The 14,730-nt window shown below is 60.5% G+C and carries 15 protein-coding genes; 12 read left to right on the forward strand and 3 right to left on the reverse strand.

Annotation, left to right across the window (positions count from 1 at the left end; translation table 11 throughout):
• The first annotated feature begins 116 nt into the window (after positions 1 to 116).
• The 10 genes from T8A63_RS14505 to T8A63_RS14550 all read left to right on the forward strand — a co-directional run bounded on the left by T8A63_RS14505 (position 117) and on the right by T8A63_RS14550 (position 8,572).
• Positions 117 to 1,019 carry a DUF305 domain-containing protein gene (locus tag T8A63_RS14505; protein ID WP_067630972.1) on the forward strand — a complete coding sequence of 301 codons (903 nt, stop codon included), beginning with the start codon at positions 117 to 119 and terminating at the stop codon, positions 1,017 to 1,019.
• A gap of 142 nt (positions 1,020 to 1,161) precedes the next feature.
• Positions 1,162 to 1,542, forward strand: coding sequence for a hypothetical protein (locus T8A63_RS14510; RefSeq protein ID WP_067630975.1), 381 nt, complete (start codon positions 1,162 to 1,164; stop codon positions 1,540 to 1,542).
• An 83-nt stretch (positions 1,543 to 1,625) separates the two neighbouring features.
• Positions 1,626 to 1,919, forward strand: a complete 294-nt coding sequence (locus T8A63_RS14515; RefSeq protein WP_082849457.1) for a hypothetical protein — start codon at positions 1,626 to 1,628, stop codon at positions 1,917 to 1,919.
• Positions 1,919 to 3,382, forward strand: coding sequence for a TolC family protein (locus T8A63_RS14520; RefSeq protein ID WP_067630983.1), 1,464 nt, complete (start codon positions 1,919 to 1,921; stop codon positions 3,380 to 3,382). The genes T8A63_RS14515 and T8A63_RS14520 overlap by 1 nt, the downstream gene beginning before the upstream one ends.
• Positions 3,383 to 3,399: 17 nt before the next feature.
• Positions 3,400 to 4,758 carry a copper oxidase gene (locus T8A63_RS14525; protein WP_322344209.1) on the forward strand — a complete coding sequence of 453 codons (1,359 nt, stop codon included), beginning with the start codon at positions 3,400 to 3,402 and terminating at the stop codon, positions 4,756 to 4,758.
• Positions 4,759 to 4,804: 46 nt separating this feature from the next.
• Positions 4,805 to 5,539: a copper-binding protein gene (locus T8A63_RS14530; RefSeq protein ID WP_322344210.1), complete on the forward strand. Its 735-nt coding sequence runs from the start codon at positions 4,805 to 4,807 to the stop codon at positions 5,537 to 5,539.
• Positions 5,540 to 5,606: 67 nt separating this feature from the next.
• Positions 5,607 to 6,179, forward strand: a complete 573-nt coding sequence (locus tag T8A63_RS14535; protein WP_322344211.1) for a helix-turn-helix transcriptional regulator — start codon at positions 5,607 to 5,609, stop codon at positions 6,177 to 6,179.
• Between the two features lie 47 nt (positions 6,180 to 6,226).
• Positions 6,227 to 6,676, forward strand: a complete 450-nt coding sequence (locus T8A63_RS14540) for an ion channel (RefSeq protein WP_322344212.1) — start codon at positions 6,227 to 6,229, stop codon at positions 6,674 to 6,676.
• Between the two features lie 175 nt (positions 6,677 to 6,851).
• Positions 6,852 to 8,150 carry a multicopper oxidase family protein gene (locus T8A63_RS14545; protein WP_322344213.1) on the forward strand — a complete coding sequence of 433 codons (1,299 nt, stop codon included), beginning with the start codon at positions 6,852 to 6,854 and terminating at the stop codon, positions 8,148 to 8,150.
• Complete coding sequence (locus T8A63_RS14550; RefSeq protein ID WP_269343479.1) at positions 8,147 to 8,572, forward strand: c-type cytochrome; 426 nt, start codon at positions 8,147 to 8,149, stop codon at positions 8,570 to 8,572. Before T8A63_RS14545 ends, T8A63_RS14550 begins: the two co-directional genes overlap by 4 nt.
• A gap of 100 nt (positions 8,573 to 8,672) precedes the next feature.
• Here T8A63_RS14550 and T8A63_RS14555 read toward each other — a convergent pair whose 3' ends face one another.
• The 3 genes from T8A63_RS14555 to T8A63_RS14565 all read right to left on the reverse strand — a co-directional run bounded on the left by T8A63_RS14555 (position 8,673) and on the right by T8A63_RS14565 (position 13,286).
• Positions 8,673 to 10,301 (reverse strand): alkaline phosphatase family protein, encoded by a 1,629-nt coding sequence (locus T8A63_RS14555; RefSeq protein WP_322344214.1) that lies wholly within the window; start codon positions 10,299 to 10,301, stop codon positions 8,673 to 8,675.
• 75 nt (positions 10,302 to 10,376) lie between these two features.
• Positions 10,377 to 11,408 (reverse strand): TAXI family TRAP transporter solute-binding subunit, encoded by a 1,032-nt coding sequence (locus T8A63_RS14560; RefSeq protein ID WP_300056578.1) that lies wholly within the window; start codon positions 11,406 to 11,408, stop codon positions 10,377 to 10,379.
• 18 nt (positions 11,409 to 11,426) lie between these two features.
• Positions 11,427 to 13,286, reverse strand: coding sequence for a TRAP transporter fused permease subunit (locus T8A63_RS14565; protein ID WP_322344215.1), 1,860 nt, complete (start codon positions 13,284 to 13,286; stop codon positions 11,427 to 11,429).
• Positions 13,287 to 13,409: 123 nt separating this feature from the next.
• Between T8A63_RS14565 and T8A63_RS14570 the strand changes: the two genes are divergently transcribed.
• The gene (locus T8A63_RS14570) at positions 13,410 to 14,195 is read left to right on the forward strand and encodes an IclR family transcriptional regulator (protein ID WP_067628559.1); all 786 of its coding nucleotides are present in this window, start codon (positions 13,410 to 13,412) and stop codon (positions 14,193 to 14,195) included.
• Between the two features lie 282 nt (positions 14,196 to 14,477).
• Positions 14,478 to 14,729 (forward strand): homogentisate 1,2-dioxygenase, encoded by a 252-nt coding sequence (locus tag T8A63_RS14575; protein ID WP_416153215.1) that lies wholly within the window; start codon positions 14,478 to 14,480, stop codon positions 14,727 to 14,729.
• The last annotated feature ends 1 nt before the right edge of the window (position 14,730 follow it).

The raw sequence follows: 14,730 nt of genomic DNA on the forward strand, positions 1-14,730 counted from the left end.
CATTTTGCCGGCGCGTTGCTAGGCCCGCATTGGCTTTGGCGATCATAGCCCCCCTTGTCCTTGATTGCCACGGTGCGCGCCGCAATCGCGCAGAAATTTGAAAGAGGAGACACCCCATGTCCTACTGGCGTTTCGCCGCAATGATCGCGACTTCGACCATCGTGATGTTTGGCCTGATGTACCTGAACACCTACGCCTTCGAGCATGTCTTTTTTAGCGAAACGCGGACCTATATGGCGCTGCTGATGGGGGCTGTGATGGCGGTCATCATGCTCAGCTTCATGTTGTCGATGTATTCCAACAAGGCCATGAACATTGCCATCTATATCGGCTCCATCGCGGTCTTCGCCCTGACCCTTTGGCTGGTGCGCAGCCAAGTAACTGTGGGCGATACCAGCTATATGCGCGCCATGATCCCGCACCACTCGATCGCCATTATGACCTCTGAGCGGGCAGAACTTTCGGATCCGCGCGTGCGCAAGATGGCCGATGGCATCATCGCCGCGCAGCGTAAAGAGATCGCCGAGATGCGCAGCTTGATCGCCGACATCGAAGAAAACGGCGATGCGGTTGATCCGGAATTGGGCGAGACCGAAAGCCAGCCCGAAGTTGGTACGGTGGACGAGGCACTATCCTCCGCAGAGGTCGCAAAAGTCGACCCGGCGGGGCTGACCCCTGAGAACGTCGAAAGCCTGCTTGGCAGCGCCGCTACCTGCCAGTTTGGCCGCACCAACGAAGGCGACCCAAGCCTTGTGATGGCGGGCAACGTCGGGGGGATCAAACTCTCGGGCACCTTGATCGAATTGCAATCCGATGAGGCCATTGACCAAGCCGCGCTTGCCGATGGCGCCCGTTTCACCGCCGATGGCGTTGACGTGACCGTCACCCCCCTTGCCGGGGCAGATTGGACCGATACCGAAAGCAACCTGCGCCGCTCAGAAGCCGAGATGAAATTCCATCTCGACCGCGGGCTGACCGTTGGCTACCGCGGATTTTTGGACTGCTCGAACGAGATGTGACCGTCGCCAAGGGGGGCCTGCCAACCGGGTGGGCCTCCCGTCGACTTTCGAGGCTTTGATGCAAAGGTCGAAGATTTAACCGCAATCCTTCCAGCGCTGGACACGTTGACAGGCTCTGCGACTTACGACATTGCTAACCCCTATGCGTGCTCTGGCAAACATAACAGACCTCTGCCGCGCCCTTCTGGGTGTGGTTCTGGCCTGTGGTCTGTTGCTGCTTCCGCCCTCTTCGGTTCATGCCGAAAGCGGAATGCACGAAAGCGAGCAGGCGGCGCATCACGCGGGCCACCAGATGACCGCAGCGTCAGAACTGCAACAGGATGTTGCCGCGCTACCTGATCTGACAGACATACCAGAGAGTTTCGAAGGCGAGCCTTGCTGTGGTGGCATCTGTCTGACGGCGGCGCTGACCGCATCGCAGGACGCCAAGATAACGGCCGTGCGATCCGTTGAATATGCCAGCGTGTCGCATTCTGTCGCCTCTGGCCAGCCCACGGGCCAATTGCGCCCGCCTCAAGCCTGAGTTGATCCCGGCCCCCTGACGGCCTTTGCATCTGCGGCGTCTGGCTGCGGGTAAGATCACCTCATTCTCAGGCAAAAAAACCAATGAAATTACCACTGATTGCAGGGGCGATGTCCCTGACCCTTGGGGCTTGCGCCTCGACGCTCCCCCCATTTCCAGACGTCACAGCCGCCTATGTGCAGCAGCCCACGCCTCTGCCCGAAGTCGCCGCGATGACCGCCGCCGACAACAGCACGCGCGGCAGTGCCACGACCGCCGAAGAGCAACCCTTTGCAGGCTACCGTCGTCGCGGCGTGGTGGAGCCGCTCGATTGGCGACGATTGAACGCTGAACAGGCACCTATGCAAGGGATGGATATGCAGGGGATGAACCACTGATGCGTTGGAAATTGAAAACCGCCGCAGTCATTACACCACTGATCTTGGGCGCCTGCACGGCAACGGACCTGCCGGTGAGTTTCTCGGCCCGTGATGCTGGCTTTGCCACTGTTGAAGCGCGCACCTCCAAGGCCATCGGCAAGCGCACCGTCTGGGCGCAGTCGCAGGCCGAGACCGTCGCCGCCTCCAAACAGGTCCGCGCCATGGTGCAGGGCAAGACGATTAGCGCCGAAACCGCGGTGCAGGTTGCGCTGTTGAACAACAAGGGGCTTCAGGCATCCTACGCGCAGATCGGTCTGTCGGCAGCGGAAGCATGGCAACAGTCCACGCCCGAGAACCCCGTCGTCTCCATCGGTCTTTTGGGCATCGGTGCGCCCGAGGTCGGGCTGTACCGCGCCTTGGAGAGCATGATCGCCGTTAACCTTCTGGACGCCCGCACCCGCAAACAGCGCATCGCCGCTGCCGAGGCCGAGTTCCAGCACGCGCAGATGCAAGCCGTCAGCGACACGCTGGCGCTGGCCAATGAAACACGCGAGGCTTGGGTCAATGCGGTCGCGGCCTTTGAAACGGTCAGCTATCTGAAACGCGCGGCCGTCACCACCGATGCGGCGGCGGAACTGGCGCAGCAGCTGGGCAAGACCGGCGCGCTGAACAAAGCCGCGCAGGCCCGAGAGCAGGCGTTCAACGCCGAAATGGCGGGCCAATTGGCACAGGCGCGGCTGGACGCGCAATTGGCCAAGGAGCAACTGACCCGGCTTATGGGCCTTTGGGGGCAGGACGTGGCCTATTACGTGCCCGATGCCCTGCCGCGTGTGCCGAACACGGTCAGCAGCCACCGGGGCATCGAACGGCTGGCACTGGCCAATCGGGTTGATCTGGAAGTCGCCCGGCTGGGGTTGGAGGCCACGGCCAAAGCCTATGGCCTGACCGATGCGACCCGTACCCTGACCGATCTCGAAGTCATCGCCGGGGCCGAAATCGAACGGGAGGAAGAGAACGGCGAGATTGAGACCAGCGTGTCACCGCAGGTCGAGTTTGAGTTCGTGATCCCAATCTTCGACAGCGGCAAAGCGCGGCTGCGCAAGGCCGAGCTTAGCTATCTGCAAGCGGCCAATGTGCTGGCCGAACGCGCGGTGAACGTCCGCTCCGAAGCACGTGCTGCGGCCACGGCCTACCGCTCAAGCCACCAGATTGCGCGGCACTATTCGGACGTGGTGCTGCCGCTGCGGCGTACCATCGATGAGGAGGCACTGCTGAGCAACAACGGCATGATCACCAGCACCTTCGACCTGCTGAATGACGCCCGCGAAAGGATCGGGAGCCAGCTTGAAGCGGCCAATGCCAAGCGTGAGTTCTGGCTGGCCTCGGCTGGTCTGACTGCCGCAATCTACGGCGGTGGCAGCGGCGGCGGTGGTGCCGGTGGAGAGACACAAATCGCCGCCGGTGGCGGCGGCGGACATTGAGACAAGGAAGCAACCAGATGATGAACAGACGTCAACTGCTGGGGGCCGGTGCTGCGGGTGCAACGCTCGTGTCCTCCAAAGCATGGGGGCAGACCATGAATATGGGCCTGCCCGAAGCCGCCGTCATGGACAGCGCGCTGACCCAATCGCCAACCCGCCCCACCTCGGGGCCGGATTACAACCCCGTAGTCACGCTCAACGGCTGGACCCTGCCGCACCGGATGAACAACGGTGTGAAAGAATTCCATCTCGTCGCAGAACCGGTGGAGCGCGAACTGGCCGACGGGATGGTCGCACGGCTCTGGGGGTATAACGGCCAGTCCACCGGCCCCACCATTGAGGCGGTCGAGGGTGACCGGGTGCGCATCTATGTCACCAACCGCCTGCCCGAGCATACCACCGTGCATTGGCACGGGCTGATCCTGCCCTCGGGCATGGACGGCGTCGGCGGGCTCAGCCATCCGGGCATCCCGCCGGGCAAGACTTTTGTCTATGAGTTCGATCTGACCAAATCCGGCACCTTCATGTACCACCCGCATGGCGATGAGATGGTGCAGATGGCGATGGGCATGATGGGCATGTTCGTGGTTCACCCCAAGGATCCGGACTTTATGCGCGTCGATCGGGACTTCCTGATCATGCTGAACGCTTTTGATATTGATCCGGGCACCTACATACCCCGCATCATGACGATGACGGATTTCAACCTGTGGACTTGGAACAGCCGCATCTTCCCCGACATTGACCCGCTGGTGGTCAATCAGGGTGACAAGGTACGGGTCCGCGTGGGCAACCTCACGATGACCAACCACCCGATCCACATGCATGGCTATGACTTCAAGGTCACCTGCACCGATGGCGGCTGGGTGCCGGAATCGGCGCAATGGCCCGAGGTTTCGATCGACATCCCCGTGGGCGCCATGCGCGCCTATGAGTTTGTGGCCGACCATCTGGGCGACTGGGCAATCCATTGCCACAAGTCGCACCACACGATGAACGCCATGGGCCATGACGTGCCGACGCTCATTGGCACCAGCAGTTCCAACATGACACGTCAGGTCCGCCGCGTGCAGCCCGAGTTCATGCCCATGGGCACGGCGGGCATGGCAGATATGGGCGAAATGTCGATGCCGCTGCCTAACAACACCGTGTCGATGATGGCCGGTTGGGGGCCACATGGCCCACTGGAAATGGGCGGCATGTTCTCGGTCGTGAAGGTGCGCCAAGGCATCGACGCGGACGACTACGAAGATCCCGGCTGGTATGAAAACCCTCCGGGCACCGAGGCGTATGAATGGACGGGCGAGCTGCCGGAATTCGCGCAGAACCACAGCCCAAAAACCAAGATCACGCCGAAACCAACCTCCGAGGGCTAAGCGGCCCTTGGACCATAATGACCTCTAAAACCATACAGGAAACACCATGAACAAACTTCTTCTTTCGACCGCCCTCAGCCTTCTCATCACCGCCCCCGCCTTTGCCGCGGGCACCCATGGCGGCGGTCATGACGATGATGGCCACGGCGACATGCACAAAGAGATGGCCATCGGCATGCCTGGCAAGGCCGAAGCCGTGGACCGCACCATCGACGTGACCATGCGCGAAACCGACGACGGCGAGATGATTTTCGAGCCCGCCGCGTTCGACATCAAGGAAGGCGAGACCATCCGCTTTGCCGTCACCAACAAGGGCGAGATCGAGCATGAGTTCGTGATCGACACGATGGAAGGCAATGCCGAGCACAAGGAATCCATGGCCAAGATGGACATGGAGCATGACGACCCGAACTCGGTGCGTCTCGACTCCGGCATGGAGGGCGAGGTGATCTGGACCTTCGCCAACGAAGGTACGTTTGAATTCGCCTGCCTGATCCCCGGCCACTACGAATCCGGCATGCATGGCCCGATCACCGTGGCGCAGTCTGATGAGGCTCCCGAGACACCTGCCGTCTACTCAACCGGGAAGATCAAGAAGGTCGACGCCAAGGGCAAGAAGGTGACGATCATCCACGGGCCCCTCGAGAACCTCGACATGCCGTCGATGACCATGGTGTTCAAAGCCGATGAGACGCTGATCGCCAATATGAAGGAAGGCCAGAACATCGAATTCGTGGCCGACCGTGTGAAAGGCAAGCTGACCGTCACAGCGATGAAGTAAGCGCCGACAGCAGGGCCGGCGAACGGGCTGGCCCTGCTCTTTCCACCAAAAAAAGGCAGTTCGAGCAATGAGAACGCGTGGAACCATCGCCCTTTGGGCCATCGCTGCACTACAGGCAATTGTGGCAATCTTCTTTACCGTCTGCTTCTTGTTGGACGCTATGGGAATGGAGCCTGAATTTCTGATCTGGCAGAGCCATGAGTATCAGCAAACGATCTTGGCCATCGGGTTGAACCTCGGCGTGGCGCTTGGCTGGATCGCCCTCAGAACAAGTCTGCAACGTGCGCGGCTCGCCGAAGAGAAGATGCGCCGATGCACCTCGGAGTTTTCGATGGTGATGACGCAGCATTTCACCGATTGGCGTCTGACCCCCGCCGAGCGGGATGTAGCGGTGTTTTTGGTCAAGGGCCTGAGCACCCGCGACATTGCGGACCTGCGCGGCACTTCTGAGGGGACGATCAAAGCGCAAACAAACGCGATTTATCGCAAGGCTGCCGTTACCGGGCGCACCCAGTTGCTCAGCACCTTCATTGAGGATTTGATGGATGACGCATGGGTGCCGGCGGACGCCCCGCAAACTGCGGCTGTGAAGGGCTTAGCGATAGGCCCTGCAACCAGATCAAACGCCGCCCCGGCGTAATCGCTCCAGGAAACGCCCCCCTCCCCCACAAAACAGGTTGCCCCTTCATGATCCAAGCAATGCTTCTATCCGTTCTGGTCGTCAGCATCTGCACGGCGATCCACTATCTCGTGCTCAAACGGGTTTCCGATACCATCGCGCAGCGCAAGAGAGCTGCGCATGGCCAGAACCTAGGCTTGGCCGTCGGCGCAATCACAATCGCGCATGTCATCGAGGCTTTAATCTATACGCTGTTCTTCCTCTGGGCCGTGCAGGGTTTGGAAATCGGCGCGCTGAACGAATCCGGCCCGGCGGGCAAGCCCCCCACAATGATGGATTATTTCTATTTCTCGCTGGTCAACTTCACCACCTTGGGGCGCGGCGATTTGACCCCTATGGGGCATCTGCGCTTCATCACCGGGATAGAGGCATTTCACGGCTTTCTGATGATTACGGCGTCAGGCAGCTTCGTGCTGCAGGTCATGGCGGGACGCGCCCCCCTGTCGGACAAGGGGTGACCCAAATGGTTCGGCCCATTCTCTTTCCCGATAGAGAGCGCATAGGCGGGCCACCTCCAACCCGTCATCGACAGTTGGAATTGGCCCCGGCAGGACATACTAACACGCCTCGGACATCGGCGCGCCCTGTGCCCCGTGGCAGCATCAACCGCAATTCATCCCGATAAGGCATGACATGAACAGAAGACAATTCCTCGCCAGCGTTTCCGCCGCTGCGGTTCTGCCCCTTCCGGGCTTTGCTGGCCAGACGCCATTGAAGCTGAAGGCCGAAACGGTAAGCCAGCAAATCCTTCCCGAAGGCGAAGGCACCACCGCAATGCTGGGGTTCAACGGCTCGATGCCGGGACCAGAGATCAGGCTTAAACGGGGTGCGCGGGCATCGATTGAGGTCGAGAACGGACTTGAAGAGGGCACCGCCGTTCACTGGCATGGCATCCGGTTGGAAAACCGGATGGACGGTGTCCCGGTGCTGACGCAAGACCTCATCAACCCCGGTGACAGCAAGACTTACAGCTTCGTGCCGCCCGATGCGGGGACCTATTGGTATCATTCGCATTATATCTCGCAAGAGCAGGTGGCGCGCGGCTTGATGGGGCCGCTGATCGTCGAAGACGACGCCCCCCTCGATCTGGATCATGACATCACCGTGATCCTGTCCGATTGGATCATCGACGAAGATGGCAGCCTTGTTGATGAATTCACCGACATGCATAGCGTCGCCCATGCGGGCTATATGGGCAATTTCGCCCGCGGCTTCCTCTCGCGAAGCGAGGTGCAGCAAGGTGATCGCATCCGCCTGCGGCTGATCAATGCGGCGACGAATCGTATTTTCCCCCTAAGCATCTCTGGCGTTTCTGGTTCGGTTGTCGCCCTGGACGGCATGGCACTGCGCCAACCCCGCGCGGCCTCTGACCTCGTTCTGGCGCCGGCCCAGCGGGCCGACCTGATCGTCGATGTCACCGGCCCGGTCGGCTTTGACATGCCCACGCGACAGGAACCTTACCGTCTGGCCGAATTGTCCATCTCTGGCGAGAATACGGATCGGCAATCGGGGCCTCTGCCGACCTTGGCGGCACCGGACCTCCCGGCACCGGGTGCCCCCTCCCAGCACCTGACGCTGACCATGATGGGCGGTGCCATGGGCGGGCGGCACGGCGGCGCCAACATCTGGTCCTTCAACGATGTCTCGGACCTTCCGGACGCGCCCTTCGCCGCCATCGAACGCGGCGAAACGGTACGTATTACATTCGTGAATGATACCGCCTTTCCGCATGGCATCCATCTGCACGGCCATCATTTTTATGAACTTGCCGCCGATGAAAGCCTTGGCGATCTGCGCGATACGACTTTGGTGGCGGCCGGTGAAAGCCGGGATGTGCTGTGCGTTTTCGACAATCCAGGCCGCTGGCTGATCCACTGCCATATGCTAAGCCATGCCATCGGAGGGATGCGAACATGGGTAGAGGTCACATGATACGATATTCACTTCTTGCCCTTGTCTGGGCGACCACGGCGCAGGCGGGCCACGAACTTGAGGGCCGCGACATCGATGCGGGTCGCACGCTCTATGCCGAGACCTGCGCGGCCTGTCATGGCGCCAACCTCGAAGGCCAGCCTGACTGGCGGACACCGGATGAGGACGGCATTCTGCCAGCACCCCCTCATGATGCCACAGGCCATACCTGGCACCACGACAATGCCCTGCTCTTTGAATATACCAAGCGCGGCGGCAGCGCCGCATTGGCCGCGCGCGGGATTGATGATTTCGCCAGCGGAATGCCCGCCTTTGAAGGGGTGCTGTCGGACGCGGACATCTGGGACATTCTCGCCTACATCCGATCGACTTGGCCGCCCCGCGAACAGGCCGCTCAGGCAGGTCGCAACCGGCCACATTGAGGCCTTAGGCATAGAACGCCAGCTCAGCAGTGGCGTTGATGGCCCAGATCAACAACGCATGCCACAGACCTTCGCGGTGCTATGGCATGCGCAGCCGCCCCTACCTCTTGGGCTTCTCGCCTGCCGCTGCAAAGGCAGCTTCAAGGTCGGCCTCCGTCGGAAAGCCGATCAGCACACCCGCCCGCGCTTCGTTGAGGTCGACCCCGCGCCCTTCAATTTCAGCGTCGGACATCGTAGTGCGCTGGCTGATGCGGCGGGTCCATTGAAAGAACAGGTTTTGCAGCCGTTCGCATTCTTGCGCGGAATGCGGATCATCGCCCAGATCGTTGAACTCATCCGGATCGGCCTGCAAATCGAACAGCATCGGGCGGAAGCCTTCGGCAAAGACGTATTTCCAACGTCCATCAAAAAGCATCGTCAGTTTGGCCTCGGCAACGCTCACGCCCAAACGACGGCGGGCTTGGCGGAAGGAGTAGTCGTATTCGGAGATGACAAAATCGCGCAAGGAGTCCGCCTTGCCCTGCATGAGCGGACGCAGGGACTTGCCCTCGATGATATGCGGAACAGCGGCCCCATCGAAATAGTCGAGGATGGTCGGCACCACATCAATCGCTTCGACCAGCGCGTCTGACACCGTGCCGCGTGTGGCATCCGCCTCCTTGCTTGGGTCGACAACGATCAGGGGAATGCGTGCTGAAGGGTCGTGGAACAACTCCTTCTCGCCAAGCCAGTGATCGCCCAGATAGTCGCCGTGATCCGAGGTGAAGACGATCATCGTCTCATCAGTCAAACCCTTGGCGTCCAGAAACGCCATAAGTTCGCCCATCTGATCGTCGATCTGTTTGATCAACCCCATATAGGCGCCGATCACCTTGGTCCGGGTGATGTCACTGGTGAAGGCTTTGGACACCCGCTCTTCCATGAAGGCGCCGAAGACCGGATGCGGGTCCGTCTTTTCGCCCGCGCTGCGCAGCACCGGCTGATGGGTCTCTGGCGGGTACATATCGTGGTAGGGTTCGGGCACGATATAGGGCCAGTGCGGTTTGATGTAGCTCAGGTGCAGGCACCATGGTGTGTCGCCCGCCTCTTGAATGAAGTCCATCGCACGGCGGGTGATATAGGGGGTCTCACTCTCTTCATCCGATGCACGGGCCTTGGCGTCCGAATTGTCGAGGAACCAGCCGCTCAGGATGTTGCCGTCTGCATCCTCGCCACTGTTGGCGACGCTGTCCCAAGGGTTTTCATCCTCCCAGCCGCGGTCTTTCATGTAGTCATCATAGGCTTTGTTGCGCTTGCCGTAACTGGTGCTTGGGTGCAGCCCGTCGTCGCGCTCATAAGGCTCGAAACCACATTCAGACACCAAAGCGCCGATGGTGCTGTCGGGGGCCAAACCGAGGCGTTTCATCCCCGCGGCATCGGCGCTCATATGGGTCTTGCCGCAGAGTGCCGTGCGCACGCCCAGGGGGCGCAAATGGTCGCCCAGGGTCATCTCGCCTACTTTCAGCGGCACGTTGTTCCACGTCGATCCATGCGAACTGACGTAGCGGCCCGTGTAGAAAGACATGCGCGATGGGCCGCAGATCGTCGACTGCACATAGGCGCGATCAAACCGCACGCCGCGTTTGGCCAAAGCGTCAATATGCGGCGTATCAAGCCCCGGATGCCCTGCGCAGGACAGGTAATCCCATCGCAGTTGATCACACATGATGAAGAGTACGTTTTTTGTCATGATGGCGTCCGGGTCCGAGGTGTATTTAAGCTATAGCAGAGGGGACCGGGGCTGGGCGCGCCCCGGTCCTTGAGGTTAGGCTTTCGCCGCGTCAGGGATTTCGACCCCCAGTTCGGTCAAGGCACGCAAAGCGCCGGGGTGCAGCAGCAGGTTGATGTCTTGCACAGCGCCCGCTGGCGTGATTGCCCGCAGCCAAGGTGCACTTTCGCCCGCTTCTTTGACACCCTCGTAGAAGGCTTTGGTCATCTGATAGATCATCTCCTCGTCCGCGTCCTTGTTGGTGACGATCCCAACGGTGACGCCCAGTGTCGTGACATCCCCCTCATTGGCCTGATTGTCGCCATAGATGCCCGCAGGCAGCGTGGCCGCGCTGAAGCCCGGGCGGCCAACAAGCGCCTGAACGCCTTCGGTTTCAAGCGTATCGGCAGGTATACCAAGGAAGCGGATCTTGTTGGTCACCGCGATTTGGGTCAGCGCGGGGCTGGGGGCATTGGTGGGATTACAGTACACGTCGAGGTTGCCGTCTTGGAACGCCGCCGCGGCCGCGTCCCAGCCGAGTTTGACGGCTTCGTAATCAGTGCCCTCTTCCAGCCCGGCCACGGCTTTGAACAGACGTGCCATCGTGGCGTAGGCCGCGCCTCCGGGGGGGCCAAGGAACACGCGCTTGCCGGCGATCTGATCTATCGATGTAATACCAGAGGAATCGTAAACGGCGATGTGATAGACACCCATCGGAAAGTTCAGCACGGTGCGCAGGTTGTTGACCAGTTCAGGCGCCTGTTCGATCTTCTCATACATGGCGGCCTGGCGGCGCATCAGCGCATGGATGGCGGGCGAGGACATGCAGAAATCGCTGCGTCCCATGGCCACTTCAAGCACATGGCGCGTGGCAGCGCCCGTCGCGTTCAACTGAATCTCATAGTCTGGCAGCGCGCCGTTCACGATGCTCGCGAAGGTGGTCATCACAAGGTTCGGGCTAGTGCCAGGCCCAAGCGTCGACATGCGCAGGATATCTTTCGCAAAAGCCCCGCCGGGCAAAGCGGCGAGCGCGGCGGCACCTGTGGCGGTGCCTAAAAAACTACGGCGTGAGAATGTTGGGTTGGTCATGGGTTGTCCTCCTCTGGATTATGAAACTTCGGGCGTCATGAACGCCCCGAACCGAACGGCGGACCAAAGCGCCACGGTGGCTGCCACGGCAATCCACGACACCAGCGGTCCGAAAAACAAAAGGGCAAAGGCAATCCCGAGGCCCAAGGGCGCATAGCCCGCCTTGCCTTTCGCCGGGTAGCAGGCGCGCGAGATATGCAGCACCGCCAAAGTAACGAACAGGATCGACTGCGCGGACTGTACCAGCGGGTAGCCCGTCCCAAGCAGCATGGCCGGCTGATAAATAAACGCGAAAGGGATCACGAAACCGGGCAATGCCAGTCGTGACGCCTCGATCGCCGTGCGCATGGCCCCTGCCCCGGCAATGGGTGCCGCAGCAAATGCCGCAAGCGCCACAGGCGGCGTTACCGCAGAGAGCACGCCGAAATAGAGCACGAACATATGCGTGTGAATGATCGGCACGCCGAGCCGTTGCAGCGCTGGCCCCATGACCAGCACGATGATCAGATAGGCAGGCACGGTGGGCATCCCCATGCCCAAAAGCAGACAGGCCACGGCCATCAGCAACAGCGAAATCGCCAACTGCCCATCCGCATAGCTCGCCACCAGCGACGCGAACCGCAGGCCGACGCCGGTCAGGTTCAAAATACCGATGATGATACCAACCGCGCCCACGATCACCACAAGCTGGGCCGAGATCAGGCCCGCCGAGCGAACGAACCTGACCCACGACGATACATCGGTCAAAAGGCCCGGCTTGATCGCGAAACCAAGCACGACGGCAAAGGCCACGCCGATAAAGCCTGCATAGGCCGGAGAAGAGCCGCCGACCATGGCAATGACGATGGCTGTCAGCGACAGCATAAAGACAATGATCTGCGCAAGCTCACGCCAAACGAAACTGGGCTTTGGCTGTTCGGAAACGTCCAGATCCATGCTCCGCGCCGCACTTGAGGTCGCCATGAACAACCCAACGTAATAAAGGATCGCCGGAACGGCGGCCGCCGCGCAGATGGTCAGATAGGGCTCACCGGTGACATCGGCCATGATAAAGGCCACGGCCCCCATGATGGGCGGCGTGATCTGCCCCCCGCTTGAGGCCGCGGCTTCGACCGCTCCGGCAAAATGCGCTTTGAACCCGCGCTTCTTGATCAGCGGTATCGTAATGACGCCGGTGCCGACGACATTGGCCACCGCGCTGCCGGAAATCGTGCCGAACAATCCGCTGGCAATGGTCGCCGCCGCCGCTGGCCCCGAACGGACCCGCCCGGTCGCCGCAAGCGCCAGCTTTACCAGCACCCGGTCGATCGTGAGAAACTCAAGGAAAGCGCCGAAAACGATAAAGATCAGGATGGTCGAGACGACTGTCGCCATGGGGCGGCCAAAGACCCCGTCAAAGGAATACCATAGAACTTGGATCAACTCTTCTGAGGTCATGCCTGCATGGCGCATGAACCCCGGTGCATATTGCCCAAAGGCCCCATAAAGCAGCACAAGGGCCGCAACGCTTGCCATGACCATGCCAACAGACCGGCGCGTAAGTTCGATCACGGCGATCAGCCCCAAAGTGCCCAGCCAAATGTCGGTGGAGGTCAGGAAATACAGCCCGGTTTCGATCTCTGCCGCTGCGCGAAAGTATTGAAAGACCGAGACCCCCAATAGCGCCGCCGTAAGCAAGGCCAAAGGTTTTTCAGCGCCAGTTTGGCCGCGTTCCATCTGGGTCAACAGGATCAACAACCCTCCGACCAGCAGCATCCCGACGCGCAGATAGGACTCGCTGAACACGCCAAAGACGGAAACGTAGAAAACGACGGCGATGATCAGTCCCGATAGCGCAAGGTTCAATCCGGTCACGGATTTTGAAAGCAGGTTTTGCATCGGTCCTCATCCCCCCTAAATGCGGCACCCCGGCAAAGACCTCCTCCGCCCCTGCCGTGATTGCGCAAAAACTAGACAGCGAAGGGGTAACGGTCCAACATGGATTTCACCAGGTGGAACGCTATGACGAAATTAAACCGCTCCGTTGAACGCGGGCTCAACATCCTCGAAGTTATCTCCAGCAATGGCGTGTGTTCCTTGGCCTTTCTGGCCGAGCGCACCGGCTTGCCCAAGCCGACAATCCTGCGCATCTGCGCCACATTGGTCCAGCAGCGCTGGCTGACCCAAAGCAGGAGCGACAGCCGCTACAGGGTCGGCTCCCGTTTCCCGCGGGTAAATTCCCGCCCTACGTCGATAGACACGCTGGTCGAAGCAGGTGCCTCTGCAATCCTATCGCTCTCTGATGCCACCGGACTTGGCGTGGACCTTGCTGCGCCAATCGGCAATGGCCGGGTCGAGATTGTGGACACAACGCGGAACTTTTCAATCCACGGTATCTTCCCCGATTGCATTGGCTACAGGCCCTCGCCTTTCCGCTCTGCACTGGGATGCGCTTTTCTGGCGGCACTGGAGCCCGCGCAGGAGGCAGAATATTCCGCCCGTTTGGCCGTCCACACCACCGGCAAAGACCGCACCGCTGCCTTGGCGCTGCCAGCAAAGTTGCGCGAGGTGCGCGCGCAGGGTTTCGCCATCCGAGAGGACGGCTATTGGGGGCGTGCGGTGGATTACGGCGGCATTCCAAGCGCGATTGCGGTCGCCATAAGCGCACAGGGTCATGCTGTCGGCGCGGTTAGCCTGATTTGGCTGGCCGAACAGCATAGCGTCGCCGCCATCGCCAAAGCGCATTTGAAAAAACTGACCGAAACGGCAGAGGAAATCGGCAAGCTCTACGCGGCCAACGTCGGTTAATTTCGTTGACCCGTCGTTCAGAGCTCGTCCGTTTGTTCATCTAAAGCGCCCTGCAACCGGGTTGTGCGCGGCCAATACGGACAGTCTGTAGGGGAGGAAGTCCGACAGGTTGAAGTCATCCGATGCCATCCGGAACGGCCCTCCCGCGATCGTTGCACCTGGAATTTTCTTGACGGATTGTCCCACGGCTCCCTATTAGTTGCAATTGTAACGATTCTGAAACGGCGGTTCTGGCATGGTTTATGGCCGACGCATGAAGGATCGAGGGGAGGGGAAAGATTGATGACTGGCACTGACAAAAACGGGCTCAATCCGACCAGAGGGGACAGGCCCAGCTGTATGCCCGGTGGCGACTATTTCGAGCCCAAAGCGCTCCCCGATGCCCTGCCCCAAGTCATGAACAGCCCGCATAACTGCAGCTATGGCCTTTACGGGGTGCCGCTTTCCAGAGGAGAGGCACAGCCTCAGGATGATTACATCGACGGCTGGGCGGATATGAAAATGAAGTTCGACAGCACGCCGGGTATGAAATAGC

The organism is Sulfitobacter sp. OXR-159 (assembly GCF_034377145.1).
Taxonomy (GTDB): domain Bacteria; phylum Pseudomonadota; class Alphaproteobacteria; order Rhodobacterales; family Rhodobacteraceae; genus Sulfitobacter.